The sequence below is a fragment of the Massilia eburnea genome (assembly GCF_050709955.1).
Classification (GTDB): domain Bacteria; phylum Pseudomonadota; class Gammaproteobacteria; order Burkholderiales; family Burkholderiaceae_D; genus Rugamonas; species Rugamonas eburnea_A.
Genome location: NZ_JBNZFX010000002.1, coordinates 139215 through 152848 on the forward strand (window position 1 = coordinate 139215; position 13634 = coordinate 152848).

Annotated in this window: 12 protein-coding genes; 6 read left to right on the top strand and 6 right to left on the bottom strand. The window is 66.4% G+C overall.

The window, feature by feature from the left end; all coding sequences use genetic code 11:
* Nucleotides 1–3: 3 nt before the first annotated feature.
* The 6 genes from ACQ4MM_RS02065 to ACQ4MM_RS02090 all read left to right on the top strand — a co-directional run bounded on the left by ACQ4MM_RS02065 (nt 4) and on the right by ACQ4MM_RS02090 (nt 5566).
* Entirely contained in the window at nt 4–231 is a 228-nt protein-coding gene (locus tag ACQ4MM_RS02065; RefSeq protein ID WP_431475800.1) for a hypothetical protein, read from the top strand.
* Nucleotides 225–1139, top strand: coding sequence for an HprK-related kinase A (locus tag ACQ4MM_RS02070; protein ID WP_431475801.1), 915 nt, complete (start codon nt 225–227; stop codon nt 1137–1139). Before ACQ4MM_RS02065 ends, ACQ4MM_RS02070 begins: the two co-directional genes overlap by 7 nt.
* Nucleotides 1129–2235, top strand: coding sequence for a nucleotidyltransferase domain-containing protein (locus ACQ4MM_RS02075; protein ID WP_431475802.1), 1107 nt, complete (start codon nt 1129–1131; stop codon nt 2233–2235). Before ACQ4MM_RS02070 ends, ACQ4MM_RS02075 begins: the two co-directional genes overlap by 11 nt.
* Before the next feature lie 63 nt (nt 2236–2298).
* Complete coding sequence (locus ACQ4MM_RS02080) at nt 2299–3147, top strand: lytic transglycosylase domain-containing protein (RefSeq protein ID WP_431475803.1); 849 nt, start codon at nt 2299–2301, stop codon at nt 3145–3147.
* A 12-nt stretch (nt 3148–3159) separates the two neighbouring features.
* Nucleotides 3160–4785 (top strand): GMC oxidoreductase, encoded by a 1626-nt coding sequence (locus tag ACQ4MM_RS02085; RefSeq protein ID WP_431475804.1) that lies wholly within the window; start codon nt 3160–3162, stop codon nt 4783–4785.
* Complete coding sequence (locus ACQ4MM_RS02090; RefSeq protein ID WP_431475805.1) at nt 4772–5566, top strand: SDR family NAD(P)-dependent oxidoreductase; 795 nt, start codon at nt 4772–4774, stop codon at nt 5564–5566. The genes ACQ4MM_RS02085 and ACQ4MM_RS02090 overlap by 14 nt, the downstream gene beginning before the upstream one ends.
* Before the next feature lie 59 nt (nt 5567–5625).
* On the opposite strand, the gene pepA is transcribed toward ACQ4MM_RS02090, so the two are convergent.
* The 6 genes from pepA to ACQ4MM_RS02120 all read right to left on the bottom strand — a co-directional run bounded on the left by pepA (nt 5626) and on the right by ACQ4MM_RS02120 (nt 13460).
* Nucleotides 5626–6522 (bottom strand): flocculation-associated PEP-CTERM protein PepA, encoded by an 897-nt coding sequence (gene pepA, locus ACQ4MM_RS02095; RefSeq protein ID WP_431475806.1) that lies wholly within the window; start codon nt 6520–6522, stop codon nt 5626–5628.
* A 159-nt stretch (nt 6523–6681) separates the two neighbouring features.
* Complete coding sequence (locus tag ACQ4MM_RS02100) at nt 6682–7890, bottom strand: glycosyltransferase (RefSeq protein WP_431475807.1); 1209 nt, start codon at nt 7888–7890, stop codon at nt 6682–6684.
* A 14-nt stretch (nt 7891–7904) separates the two neighbouring features.
* A complete protein-coding gene (locus ACQ4MM_RS02105; RefSeq protein ID WP_431475808.1) occupies nt 7905–8960 on the bottom strand; it encodes a molybdopterin biosynthesis protein MoeY in 1056 nt (351 codons plus the stop codon).
* On the bottom strand, nt 8957–9829 hold the full coding sequence (locus ACQ4MM_RS02110) for a ThiF family adenylyltransferase (RefSeq protein WP_431475809.1): 873 nt from the start codon (nt 9827–9829) through the stop codon (nt 8957–8959). Before ACQ4MM_RS02110 ends, ACQ4MM_RS02105 begins: the two co-directional genes overlap by 4 nt.
* A gap of 5 nt (nt 9830–9834) precedes the next feature.
* Nucleotides 9835–12624 carry an XrtA/PEP-CTERM system TPR-repeat protein PrsT gene (gene prsT, locus ACQ4MM_RS02115; protein ID WP_431475810.1) on the bottom strand — a complete coding sequence of 930 codons (2790 nt, stop codon included), beginning with the start codon at nt 12622–12624 and terminating at the stop codon, nt 9835–9837.
* Between the two features lie 74 nt (nt 12625–12698).
* A complete protein-coding gene (locus ACQ4MM_RS02120; protein WP_431475811.1) occupies nt 12699–13460 on the bottom strand; it encodes an N-acyl amino acid synthase FeeM domain-containing protein in 762 nt (253 codons plus the stop codon).
* Nucleotides 13461–13634: the final 174 nt, after the last annotated feature.

The window sequence follows — 13634 nt, forward strand, 5'->3', positions numbered from 1 at the left end:
CCGGTGCAGTGGCAACTGGTGCCGGGCCAGTCCCTGCTGCATCGCAGCTGGGACGGCCAGGTAGTGCTTTACAACGAAGTGTCCGGCGCCACCCACCTGCTGGACCAGGCTACCCTCGACTTGCTGCACGGCTTGCGCGACGGCGCACTCGCGCCCGACGACTGGGCCGACCCTGAACTGCAGCTTGCCTTTGCCGAGTTGCGCAAACTCTACCTGGTGGAACCATGCTGACCGTCGCCTCGCTGGCGCCAGCGGCGCTGCAGGCGCGCCTGGCCGGCGACGGCCTGCGCCTGCGCACCGGACGCTTTTCGGTGCGCTTGCAGGCCGACATGCCCAGCGTGGCTGCCAGTATCGGCCAACTGTATGGCGACTACCCCTTGCTGCAGGACAGCGATTTCGCCGATTTCCACCTGCAGCTGCGGCGCCCCCGCTCGGCGCGCCGCTGGTTGCGCCCGCAAGTGCGGCTGCATTGCGACGGCTATGAGATGTTCCAGCCGATGCCCTTGCAGCATGCCTTCCCCATGTTCGAATGGGGCTTGAACTGGTGCGTGTCGAGCCGCGCCCACCGCTACCTGATCGTGCATGCCGCCGTGCTGGAACGCCATGGCCGCGCCGTGATCCTGCCGGCCCCGCCCGGCTCGGGCAAGAGCACGCTGACGGCGGCCCTGGCCGGCAAGGGCGGCTGGCGCCTGCTGTCCGACGAGCTGACCCTGCTCGAACTCGACACCGGCCTGCTGGTGCCCAACCCTCGCCCGATCAGCCTGAAGAACGCCTCGATCGACATTATCCGCAACTACCTGCCGGATGCGGTACTAAGCACGCCGGTACACGACACCACCAAGGGCACCGTGGCGCATATGCGCGCGCCGGGAGCTGCCGTACTGCGTGCGGCGGACAGCGCCCTGCCAGCCTGGATCGTATTCCCGCATTACAGCGCCGGCGCCGGCACCACCCTGGAACCGCTGGCGCGCGCCGCCACCTTCATGGAACTGGCCGGCAACAGCTTCAACTACAGCGTGCTGGGGGCCGACGGCTTCAATGCGCTGGGCCGCCTGATCGAGCAGGCGGCCGGCTTCCGCTTCCGCTATAGTGCGCTGGATGAAGCCCTGGACACCTTTGCCCGCCTCAATGAAAGCTGAGCTGCCGCTGCTGCTGCGCGTGCTGCGCGCGCCGCAACAGGTGCTCGGCCTGCCGCCCGCCGGCTGGGACCTGCTGCTGCGCCAGGCCGCCAATGCCAACCTCAGCGCCACCCTGCACGACTGGCTGGCGCAGCACGGCGTGCTGGCGCAAGCGTTGCCGCAGGCGCGCGAGCAATTATCCTGGGCGGCCGTGATGGCGCGCCGCCACCGCCAGGCCACCTACTGGGAAATCCGCCTGATCGGCAAGGCGCTGGACGGGCTCGGCCTGCCGCTGCTGCTGTTGAAAGGCGGCGCCTATGCCGCGGCCGACCTGCCGCCGGCCGCCGGCCGCCTGTTTTCCGACATCGACATCCTGGTGCCGGAAGAAAGCCTGCCGCAAGTGGAAGCGGCCCTGATGCGCCACGGCTGGGTCGGCGCCCACCACGACAGCTACGACCAGCGCTATTACCGCGAATGGATGCACGAGCTGCCGCCGATGATGCATGTGCTGCGCCAGACCGCCATCGACGTGCACCACACCATCCTGCCGCGCACCGCCGCCCAGCGCCCCGATGCGCGCCTGCTGCGGGCTGCGGCACGGTCGCTGGCAAGCGCGGCCGCGCCAGCCGGCACCGCCATCCTGGCGCCGCTGGACATGGTGCTGCACAGCGCCACCCACCTGTTTGCCGACGGCGAATTCGACAAGGGCTTGCGCGACCTGTGGGACTTGCACTGCCTGCTGACGCATTTCGGCCGGCACGAGCCCGGCTTCTGGGACGCGCTGCCGGCGCGCGCACGCCAGCACCAGTTGCAGCGCTTCATGTTCTACGGCTTGCGCTACAGCGCCATGCTGCTCGGCACCGAGGTGCCGCCGGCCACCCTGGCCGCCATGGCGCCCGATGCGCCGGCGCCGCTGCTGCTGGCCGCGATGGATGCGCTGTTTACACGCGCGCTGCGGCCGCACCACCCAAGCTGCCGCGACGCCGGCAGCGCGCTGGCCGACTTCCTGCTGTATGTGCGCGGCAACTGGCTGCGCATGCCGCCGCTGCGGCTGGCGCGCCACCTGTTCCATAAGGCATTTTTGACACCCAAAAACTCGCAGGGCGCGGCGGCATAACGGCAGCAACTGCCAGCGCCACCCAGCTACAATGGCTGGGTATCCGCTTTGCATGGAGCATGCATGCGATTCCTCGCCATCGTGGCGGCCAGCCTGCTGGCCCACGCTGCCAGCGCGCAGAATGCCGCCACCCTGTACGAACAAGCCCAGCGCCTGGAACACGGCGAAGGCGTAGCGCGCGACCTGGACCAGGCGGCGGCGTTGTACTGCCGCGCCGCCCGGCTGGGCGCCCCTGACGCGCAATATGCGCTGGGCTGGATGTATGCCAACGGCCGCGGCGTGGTGCATGACGATGGCGCCGCCTGGCGCCTGTTCGGGCTGGCAGCCGAGCAAGGCCACGCGGCAGCCGTGCGCATGCAGGCGCTGCTGCCTGCCGCCCCCGGCGTGCCACTGCCGGCCTGCATGGCGCCCGATCCCGCGCTGGAACTCGACCTTGCCTTCCCGCTTCCCGACTACAGCGCCGCCACGCCGCAATTGCTGGCCCTGGTCGACAAGCTGGCCCCCGAGTACCAGATCGAACCGGCCCTGGCGCTGGCCGTCATCGCCGTCGAGTCCGGCTTCAAGCGCACCGCCGTCTCGCCCAAGGATGCGCGCGGGCTGATGCAGCTGATCCCGGCCACCGCCGCGCGCTTTTGCGTGCTGGATGCCTTCAATCCGGAACAGAACCTGCGCGGCGGCCTGGCGTACCTGCGCTGGCTGCTGGCGCGCTACAGCGGCGACGTCACGCTCGCGACCGCCGCCTACAATGCCGGCGAGCAGGCGGTCGACCAGTACCGCGGCGTGCCGCCTTACGATGAAACGCGCGCCTACGTGCGGCGGATCGGCAAGCTGTACGGCAAAGCCCTGCATCCGATCGCGGCCGCCGTGCCGCAGCGCTGCATGCACCCGATGGCAATTCGCTCACGCCGATGATATGCTTGCCCGATGGAATGGGACGCGATCATCATCGGCACCGGCATGGGCGGCGCGCCACTCGGCTACGCGCTGGCGAAGGCCGGGCAGCGCGTGCTGTTTCTTGAAAAGGGCAAGTCCCATTTGCTGCCGGGCGCACTGACCAACAGTTACGCCGAAACGCATTTCCCGGCACCGGCAGCGCCCGGCCCGCAGCACCGCGCCACGCTGCAGCGCGCCGGCCGCTACAGCGACACCATCCGCACCAACGCCGGCTCGCGCACCCAGCATTTCGTGCCCTTCATCGGCAGCGGCACCGGCGGCTCCAGCGCGCTGTATGGCATGGTGCTGGAACGTTTCTTCGCCGCCGATTTCGCGCCGCGCGCCCAGCATCCGCAAGCGGCCGATGCCGCCCTGCCGGAAGCCTGGCCGATCGGCTACGACCAGCTGCTGCCGCATTACGAAGCGGCGGAACGGCTGTTCCGCGTGCGCGGCACGCCGGATCCGCTGCGCGCCGACCGCACTGGCGGCTGGGCCGCGCACTTCCGGGCGCCGCCGCCGCTGACGCCGGCCTCCAGCGAACTGTTTGCGTTCTTCCAGCAGCGCGCACTGCATCCCTACCGCTTGCCGCTGGCCTGTGAATTCGTGGCAGGCTGCGACGCCTGCCAGGGCTACCTGTGCGACCGCCAGTGCAAGAACGACGCCAGCCGCATCTGCCTGGAGCCGGCCCTGTCGCAGCACGGCGCCACGCTGATGGATGAATGCGAAGTGCTGCAGCTGGAAGCCACGCGCGAGGCCGTGACCGGCGTGGTGTGCCAGCAGCGCGGCCAGCGCCTGACCCTGCGCGGCAAGCAGGTATTCCTGGCGGCCGGCGCGCTGGAAACCCCGCGCCTGCTGCTGCAATCGGCTTCCGAGCACTGGCCGCAAGGCCTGGCCAACGATTCCGGCCTGGTGGGGCGCAACCTGATGCGCCACCACATCGACCTGTATGTGATCAAGCCCAAGACGGCAGCCGGCTTCGACAACCGGCAAAAGGAGTTCGGCTTCAACGATTTCTACCAGCGCGACGGCAACAAGCTCGGCTCGGTGCAATCGTTCGGCCGCCTGCCGCCGGTGCCGGTGCTGGCCGCCTCGATGCAAGACGATATCCGGCAAGGCGCCCTGCCCTGGCTGGCGCCCCTGTTCAAGCTGGCGCAGCCGGTGATGAAGCCGATCCTCAAGCAGTTCGTGCACGAACGCCTGGTGCTGGCCACCACGCTGGAAGACTTGCCGTATGCCGACAACCGCGTCACCCCGGCCAGCGGCGACGCACGCCTGGCGCTCGACTATCGCGTGCGCCCGCATGATGCGGCGCGCATCGCAGCCATGCGCAGCCTGATGAAGGAAGCGCTCAAGCCCTACTCCTTCGACCTGGTGAAGCAGGCCGACAACAACCAGCGCATCGCCCACGTGTGCGGCACCTGCCGCTTCGGCAGCGATCCGCGCAGCAGCGTGCTCGACGCCAATAACCGCGCCCATGGCCTGTCCAACCTGTACGTGGTGGACGGCTCCTTCTTCCCGTCCAGCGGCGGAACCAATCCCAGCCTGACGATTGCCGCCAACGCCCTGCGCGTGGCGCGCCACCTGACGGGAAAAGGAATCTACGATGATCAAACTTGAAGACTTGCGCGGCCATTGGGCGCTGGTGACCGGCGCTTCCGGCGGCATCGGCGCCGAATTTGCGCGCGAACTGGCGCGCAACGGCGTCAATGTGGCACTGGTGGGGCGGCGCGAAGAACGGCTGCAGGAACTGGCGCAAGGCCTGGTGCATGAGCTGGGCGTCAAGGCCGAGGTGATACGCGTCGACCTCGCGAAACCGGGCGCGGTGGCGCATGTCAAGGAGCGGCTCGACGCGGTGGAGATCCGCATCCGCCTGCTGTGCAATATCGCCGGCATGGGACGCTGGAACCGGCTCGAGCATTGGGAGCTCAAGGACTACCGCGATATGATCGAGGTCAACAACAGCGCCATGGTGGAAATGTGCTATCACTTCCTGCCCGACCTGGCGTCACATGCGGGCAGCGCGGTGATCAATGTTTCCTCGCAGGCCAGCTACCAGCCGGTGCCCTATATGGCGGTGTACGCGGCCTCGAAAGCCTTCGTGCAAAGCTTCAGCCAGGCCTTGCACGGCGAGTGGAAGGAGCGCGGCATCCTGGTGCAAACCCTGGTGCCGGGACCGACCGACACCGAATTCGACGCCAAGGCCGGCGCCTATGCCAGCGCCCTGGCCACGCGCGGCAGCACGGCCGACGTGGTGAAGGCGTCGCTGGCCGGGCTGGCCAAGGGCGCCCCGGTGGTGGCCTCGATCAAGGGCACCTATAAACAGCGCTTTTTTGCCGGCCTGTTCCCGCACAGCATGGTGATCCGGGAAGTGGGCAAGATGTTCAAACCGCCGCACTAAGTAAAAAAGGGACGTACCCGAAGGTACGTCCCCATTTCAGTTCCTGGAAACGTCGCGGCTTAAGCGCGGCGGCGCAGGCGAGCCAGGCCCAGCAGGCCAATGCCCATCAACAGCATGGTGCCTGGTTCCGGTACGCGGGTGAAGCCGCTGTCGCCGTCAACCTTGAACATGATGTCGCCGCCTGGACCGAATACCGGCAGCACGGTGGAGAATGGATCGCCGTTGTTGCTCGAACCGTTGCGGTGGAAGCCGGCGGTCGCTGCCGAACCGGCTGGATAGTTCAGGCTCGATTCAAAGTCAACGCCGAAAATCAGGCTCATCACGCCTTCGAAGTAGTCAGGGTTGACGAAGTCGCCTGGTTGCAGCATGCCGGCATGCAGCTTGGCGGAACCCTGGCCATTGTTAGGGCCAAACAGGGTGAACACGGACGAGTTGGAATCAATCGTCAGCAGCGCCACCATGATGCCGTCGTCAAAGCCCTGGCCAGTTACGGTGTTGGCGTTACGTGCGGTATCGAAGTAGATCGCCACTTTGTTCGAGCCCGGCGCACCGCCCAGGCCGAAGGTTGCGGTTGGACCGAAAGTGCCGGTCACCACTTCCGTCATCTTGGCAGCGATGGTGAATTCGAAATCGCCGGTGGCGATACCGTTGGCTTCACCGTCCAGGCGGCCACCCAGGTTCGGGGTACCGGTGCCGCCGTTCTTGCCGACCAGGGTCGACTGGTACAGGAATTCAAAGCTCTGGCCGACGGTCAGCGGGGTGCCGAACGGGCCAATGCCGCGGGCCAGGCCGCTGCCGTTGGACGACCAGTCCAGGCGGTCAACGTTGGATGCCAGGGTATTGCCGACGCCATCCTTGATGTTGAACGGGGTGAGCACGTCCGCCTGGGCGGCACCAGCGGCGAACAGCATGCTGGCTACAGTAGCAAGCGGGAGCAGTTTGCGGAAAATCTTCATTGTTTTGACTCCTGAGTTAAAAAGGGCTGTCATGACCTTTTGCTGCTATCCGGCCTTGCAGCGGGCACAACTCCTATGAGCAATAGTTGTGCCAACTTTTCCGTTCCCTTAGAAATCAATAGCTTGCCGTGTTACGGTTAGTACCATATTGATATTAACTTATGGCGTTGTAAGGATTTTCGACAGTAACTTGCTAAAAGATTCCGACGACCGATAGTTATCGAATATGGTCATCAATTGGCGCGCCGCCGCGCTTGCCGACGGCGTGGCCAGCAAGGCCTGCACGGCTTGCCGCAGCTCGGCCTCGTCGAAGCGGTCGGCGCGCAGCAAGGCACCGGCGCCCGCCGCCACAATGCCCTGCATGTTCAGGAACTGGTCGAGATTGCCGGCAATGCCGACCACGGGCACGCCGGCTGCCAGCGCCTGGTGACTGGTCGGGCTGCCGCCGTTGCAGATCACCAGGGCGGCGCGGCGCGCCGCTTCTTCGCCCGGCAGGAAGTCGGCCACGCGCGCATTGTCCGGCACCACATCGAGCTTGACCATGCCGACGGTGGCTGCCAGCACCGTCACCGGCAGGCCGGCCAGCGCCCGCAACACGCCGGGCAGCAAGGCGCCATGGCCCGAGCTGCCCACGGTGACATACACCACTGGCCGCCCGGCCGGCAGCTGGTCCCACCAGTCCGGCACCGGCAGCGGCGGCGACCACAGCACGGGACCGATGAAGGCGTGATTGGGCGGCAGGTCGTGCGGCGGAAACAGGTCCGGCACGTCGGCATACAGGGTGTAGTCGGCATCGGTGTAGACCCGGTTCAGGTCCCAGCCCAGCGACGGCAGGCCATACTGGCGCCGCACCTTGTTCAGCGGAATGGTGTGCAGCGCAAACGCCAGCGGGCGCGCCAGGTTGAACAGCGCATTGGCCAGCGGGATCGGCAGCAAGCGCGTGAGCGGCAGGCTGGGCACGATGTAGCGCTGGCGCACGAACGGGCTCCAGTAGGCATTGATCAGCGAGACATAGGGCACGCCGGCCAGGCGTGCACTGATCGACAGCGACAGGCGAAAGTCGCCCACCACCACATCGGGCTGGACCTGGCGCAGCAGCTGCAGGTCCTGTTCCACATACGCCGCCAGCGTCGCGGCGTCGTAGACCGGCTTGCCGTCGGCCAGGGCTTGCAGGAATTGCTGGTTCGGAATGCTGTGGATCGGCCAGCGCACCAGGTCCGCGCCTTCAAAGCAGAAGGCATAGCGCTCGGCGCAGGCAAAGTGCACTTCGTATTGCGCGCGGTCGAGCGCGCCGGACAGCGCCAGCGGGCGGCCGACATGCGCCAGGGTCACGGCTTCGGCGACGAACAGGATTTTCTGGCGTGGCATGGCGCGCGACCGGCTTACTTCATCAATTCAGCCAGGGGCTTGCGCAGCGAGCGTGCCTTGGGCGCGTTGCCGGCACCCAGGCGTCCCATGAACACGGCGGTTTCCGGCGCGGCGCCGATTACCCCGGTCAGCTGGCCATACAGCCGGCGCGCCGCTTCCTGCAACGGGTCGAGGCGCGTGAAGCGCACCGCATTGCGCACATAACGGCCGAAGATCAGCGGCGTCATTTCCGGCTGCATATGCAGGCCCAGCGCAGCGACCGTCAGCCAGAAGCGCTGGGTGGCGCGGCCGGCGGCCACGTAATCGTCGATGCCGGCCGGCGCGCTCTTGGCGCGGATCACGAAATGGGCGGCGCAGGCGATGCCGGGCAGCAGGTCCATCTGCAGGCGTGGCGCCCAGGTGCCCATCAGGGTATTCATGGTGTTGACGCGCTGCCAGCTCACCATCGCCCACTTCATCAGGGCCAGCGTGCCGTTGTCGACGCCGAGCGCCTGGTCCGGCACCTTGTCCGGGCTGTGCGTCTTGCCCCAGTCGATGATGCTGCGGTGCACCTCATACGCTTCCGGCATGGTCAGGCGCAGCTTGGCGTTGTTGAACATCAGCCTGGCCGCCGACCAGCGGCCGCCGAAGCCTTCGATCCATTGCACCTGGTGCGCCGGGCCGGCCGCCGCTTCCAGCGCCTGCTTTTCCTGCGCCGTCAGGGGCCGCGTGCTGAGCGGGCGGCGCTGCACGCTGCGCGTGGTGACCACTGCCAGCAGCGGGCTGGGCTTGATGGCCGCGTCCGGTGTGAAGCGCACGTCGAACACCGGCCCGCGCTCCGGGCTGTCGCCGCGCCGCACGGCATCGGCGCGCAGGCCGTGGGCGCTGGCGGCGATGGCCATGGTTTCCAGCATGGCGCCGACGGCCACCTGGCTCGGATGCCCGTCCAGGTCGTACACCACATGGTCGCGCGTATCGTAGCAGTGCACGGCCACCTGGTCCGGCGCCACGATTTCGAAGCGCCACACCTGCGTGTTGTCGCCGCTGGGCGCCCAGCGCGCCAGGTCGAGGATCTGTTCGATGGTGTTCATGGTTGGGCCATTTTCGCAAAGGCGCGCTTGCCGATCATGATCGCCAGGCGCTGGATCGGGTTGTTGTTGCCACCGGGGCGCCAGGTGCGCACCAGCTTGTTGCGGTAGGCGTCGAACTGCATGCCGTGCGGCGCCGCCCGCACCTCGCCGCGCCCGAGCAGGATTTTCAGCGCCTCGGTGGCGGCGATGCCGGCGCACAGCTGGCAGGCCATGATGGTCGACGGCCCGCGCCGCTCGGCGAAATTGACGGCCGACGGCACCACCAGGTAGGGCCGGTGCAGGCCGGCCGGCGCCAGCCCGACCACGAAGCGGATCGCCTTCTCGCCTTCCGGCAGGTCGCCCCAGCCGAAATACTGTTCGAACGTCATTTGGCCGGGCAGGAAGTTCAGCAGGGCGGCGCCCATGCCCAGCGGCGCCACCGTGGTGGCAGGAATGCCGCGCTCGGCGCACAGGGCGAAGGTCTGTTGCCGGATGTCGAAGGCAAAGAAGTCGAGGCTGTCGATATAGATGTCGACGCCCTCGAAGAATTGCGCCAGGTTGCCGGCGTTGATACCGTCCGGGAAGGTCTTGATCTCAAGTTCGGGATTGACGTCGCGCGCCATGCGCGCCATCACCTCGATCTTCGGCAAGCCGCGCGTCGACTGCATGGCGCCGACCTGGCGGTTGAAATTGGGCAGGTCGAAGCTGTCGAAATCGGCGATATGGAAGGAGCCGAGCCCGAGGCGCACCAGGGTCATCAGGTGTACCCCGCCGACCCCGCCGGCGCCGGCAATCGCCACGCGCTTGCCGCGCAAGGTGGCCTGCTCGGCTTCGGTGAGCCAGCCGATATTGCGAGCGAACGCCTTGCTGTAGATGAATGGGTCGCTCATCGCGCTCAGCTGCCGTTCAGGACTTTCAACAGGGCGATGGCATCGTCCAGGTGTGGGAACGAAGTGCCGCCCGAGACCAGCCGTTCCAGTTCCAGCTTGGCCGCTTTCCTGTCGCCCGATTTGTTGAGGGCCACTGCCAGGTGGTAGCGCAGCATGGCGTTCGACGGCTGCAGCGAACTGGCGCGTTTCAGCATCGGCACCGCGCGCGCGGTGTCGCCCTGGCCGACCAGCAGCCAGCCGGTGGTGTCCAGAACCGCCGCACTGTCCGGCGCCGCCTTCAACGCTTGCTCGGCCGTCGGCAAGGCGCGCGGATCCTTCAGTTCGCTATATGCCCAGGCCAGGTTGTTCAGCGCCACCGGACTGTCCGGCGCCGCCTTCAGCACGCGCTCCAGGTCGGCGACGGCCGCCGTGAACTGCTTGCGCGACAGGCTCAGCTCGGCCGCGTACATGGTGGCAGCCAGGTCGCCTGGCTGTTCCTTGCGGTATTGCGCCAGGCGCTGGTCGGCATCGCGCGGCAAGCCGGCCGCCAGCAGGGTGCGGTGGATCGCCAGTATGATGCGGCCATCCTTCTCGAAGCCATAGGCTTTCTCGTACAGCGCCACGGCATCCTGGTACTTCTGCTGGCGCACCAGCAGGTCGCCTTCCATCACATAGCCAGCCGCTTGCTGCCCGCCTTCCTTTTGCATCTGGCGCGCCATCGCCAGCACCTCCGCCGGGCGGTTCTGCTGTTGCGCGATTTCGGCCAGTGCCATGCGCGCCGCGCGGTATTTAGGGTCGATGGCCAACGCCTCCTTCAAGTCGGAGCTGGCGGCCGGCGCATTCTTCAGCAGCAGGTGGGCGGCCGCCATGCCAAACCAGGCCGGGGCCGATTTAGGGTCTTGCTGCACCATCTTGCCGAAGCTTTCCAGGGCGCCGGCGCCATCGTTGTTGGCCAGCTGCACTTGTCCCAGCAGCTCGGACAGGGCCGGGCTCTTGGCGTCACCCACCTGCAACTGGCGCGCCAGCGTGGTGGCCTTGGCATGCTGGCCGGCTTTCAGGTAGGCGCGCGCCAGGCGAATGCCCAGTTCGGCTGCCTTCGGTTGTTCCGCCACCGCCTGCTCCAGCCAGCGCACGGCAGCTTCCGGCTGGTTCTGCAGCACGGCGATATCGGCCAGCGCCGTCATGGCGCCGACATGGTGCGGGTCGTGCTTCAGCACGGTCTCGAAGCGCTTGCGGGCAGCATCGGTCTGGTGTTCCTGCAGGTCGAGCTGGGCCAGGTTCAGCATGGCGGCCATATGGGTCGGCTGCAGCGCGACCGCTTTCTCGAACGCGGCGCGGGCCGCCGGCACGTTCTTCTGGGCCAGGTAGATGCCGCCCTCCATATTGCGCACCACGGCATTGTCCTGTTGCGCGGCCTGGTAGGCCTTGACCGCGGCCAGCGCCTTGTCATAGCGCCCCAGGCTGATTTCGGAGCGGATCAGGTAGAGTGCCGCCTGTTCCGACTTGGGGTCGAGCGCGGTGGCACGCCCCAGTTGTTCGACCGCCTGCTCGACCCGCCCTTGCCCCAGCTGGGCCAAGCCGAGCGAAGTATGCAGCGTCGCTTCGTTGGGCATGATGGCGGCGGCTTTTTCGAAGTACTGCTGGGCCGCCTTGTAGTCCTTGTTGCGCAAATTCGATTCGCCGGCCAGCACCAGCAACTGCGCATCCTGCGAACCGCCGCGCAGCAGCGGTCCCAGGACAGCGGCCGCTTCGGCCGGCTGGTTGGTCTTGAGCAGGGCTTGCGCCAGCAGCTTGCGGGCATACATGCTGTCCGGGTTGCGTTCCAGGTAAGCGTTGAGGAAACCCTGGGCGGCGGTCGCGTTGTCCAGCTTGAGCTCGTTGGCACCGGCCAGCAGCACCGTCGGCATATGGTTGGGCACCAGCTTCAGCAGCTTGAGCAGCTGCCCCTGTGCATCGGTGTATTTGCCACTGCTATGGTCGAGCAGGGCTTGCAGATAGATGGCGTACGGGCTGTTCGGCGTGGTCTTGTCGAGGGCGGCGATATCGGCCTTGGCCGCATCGTACTGCTTCATCTCGATAGCCAGGTCGGCCCGTTCGACCCTTGCGCTCAGGAGGTCGGGCTGCAGCGCCAGGGCCTGGCCGAAGGCCTCCCGTGCCGCGTCATGCTGGCCCTGGTGGCGCAGCACGGAGCCCTTGAAGCGGAATACCGACGGCTCTTTCGGATTGGCTTGCACCGCCTGCTCGGCCAGCTTCAGGGCCAGCGCGCCGTCCTTCGCCATCCAGGCCATATTGCCCTGGCCCAGCAATGCTGCGGCCATTCCCGGCTGTGCGGCCAGCGCCTGGGCATATCCTTCGCTGGCCTTGCCGCTGTCGCCCACAGCCAGCCAGGCAGCGGCGCGCGCTGCCAGCAAGGCCGGGCCGGCGTTGGCGGCGTCGGCGGCGCTTTCATCAAGCGCCGCCTGCGCCTTGTCTTGCGCCAGCAGCGCACGCACCAGCTGCGGCAGGGCCTTAGCGCGGTCGATCTTCAGGCCGAGCGCCTTGCGGATTTCCTTTTCGGCCGCGGCCGGCTCGTTGTAGTCGTTGTAGACGCGTGCCAGCTGGTAGCGGATTTCGGCATCGTCCGGGCTCTTGGCGGCCGCGTTGCGCATCTGGATCAGGGCCGCCTTGGTTTCGCCCTGGCGCAAATGCTGCTGGGCTTGCGCCATCAGGGTGGCGCTGGTTTCAGACTTGAGGCAGCCGGACAGGCCGGCAGCCAACATCAGGCTGCCGAAGATGGCGAGGGCGCGCAGCGCCCCCCGGTTCTCGCGACGTGGCATGGAAACCCCTGCATGGTGATCAGGATATTGACAATACCACAATAATTGTCAATCGACTATCAAATCTCAAGAGACTATTGGATGTTTATCAGGCGCTGGACAATCCCGCGTTCTTCGCGCGGCGAATAGAACATCGGGTAGAAGGAACGCGCCGACATGGCCGTTTCCACGCCCTGGCCGCCGTATTTCTCGATCTGTTCGCTGACATACGACAGGTCCACCACCAGCAGGTAGGCCGGGGCATCGACGCGCGGGTTGGTCTTCAGTTCGCCCAACCGCTTGAAGCCAAGCATCGCCTCATAAAAGCGACGGTGGCGCGGGTTGATTTCGATGAAGATATGGGTGCAATGGTGCAGGTCGCGCGCATAGATCACGGACAGGTGAAACAGCGAGGCCATCTGCGACTTGCTGCCGCCGTTGTCGAACGCCAGCTTGGTGATTTCACACACGCGGGCGCCGGGGATCATGCGCACCGAATCGACTTCTTCCTTGAAAATTTCATCGGCCATGATGCCGATCGAGGAATCCAGCCCGAGGGTCAGGGTGCCGACTACCTCCCCCTTGTCGCTGGCGGTCAGCGTGATCCGGTTCGGGTCATCGGTCAGTTTATGGGTCCCGGCGTAGCCACGCCAGGAGTACATTTTGTTAATTAGCAAGCTGGCTTTGCTGCGGCCTTCAACCGTATCGATCATGCGGATACCAAAAGATTTTTCGTCGGTGACCAGGTCTTCCATATTTTCCGGAAGCAAGTCCTCGAGCGTGGCGCGCGCATGAGAATTGGCTGGAGCCTGCCGGACCGGCTCGGCTTCCAGCACTGGGACAGCGATTCCATTCATGGCTCTATCCTCCTTTGGTACCCGCCAGCCTTACGGCCAGCCACTACCAATGAACACGGCGAGCGGCGCGGACGCCGTGCTCAACGGCAAAATATAGTTGATTACACTTGCGGAGGCGCGCACGATTGATGCCGGGACGAAAATGTAGCGGGTTGCAAGTGGGTTATGTAAAAA

Coding starts and splice junctions, on each gene's coding strand:
- ACQ4MM_RS02070 (WP_431475801.1), top strand. CDS start 225: ATGCTGACCGTCGCCTCGCTGGCGCCAGCGGCGCTGCAGGCGCGCCTG.
- ACQ4MM_RS02075 (WP_431475802.1), top strand. CDS start 1,129: ATGAAAGCTGAGCTGCCGCTGCTGCTGCGCGTGCTGCGCGCGCCGCAA.
- ACQ4MM_RS02080 (WP_431475803.1), top strand. CDS start 2,299: ATGCGATTCCTCGCCATCGTGGCGGCCAGCCTGCTGGCCCACGCTGCC.
- ACQ4MM_RS02085 (WP_431475804.1), top strand. CDS start 3,160: ATGGAATGGGACGCGATCATCATCGGCACCGGCATGGGCGGCGCGCCA.
- ACQ4MM_RS02090 (WP_431475805.1), top strand. CDS start 4,772: ATGATCAAACTTGAAGACTTGCGCGGCCATTGGGCGCTGGTGACCGGC.
- pepA (WP_431475806.1), bottom strand. CDS start 6,522: ATGAAGATTTTCCGCAAACTGCTCCCGCTTGCTACTGTAGCCAGCATG.
- ACQ4MM_RS02100 (WP_431475807.1), bottom strand. CDS start 7,890: ATGCCACGCCAGAAAATCCTGTTCGTCGCCGAAGCCGTGACCCTGGCG.
- ACQ4MM_RS02105 (WP_431475808.1), bottom strand. CDS start 8,960: ATGAACACCATCGAACAGATCCTCGACCTGGCGCGCTGGGCGCCCAGC.
- ACQ4MM_RS02110 (WP_431475809.1), bottom strand. CDS start 9,829: ATGAGCGACCCATTCATCTACAGCAAGGCGTTCGCTCGCAATATCGGC.
- prsT (WP_431475810.1), bottom strand. CDS start 12,624: ATGCCACGTCGCGAGAACCGGGGGGCGCTGCGCGCCCTCGCCATCTTC.
- ACQ4MM_RS02120 (WP_431475811.1), bottom strand. CDS start 13,460: ATGAATGGAATCGCTGTCCCAGTGCTGGAAGCCGAGCCGGTCCGGCAG.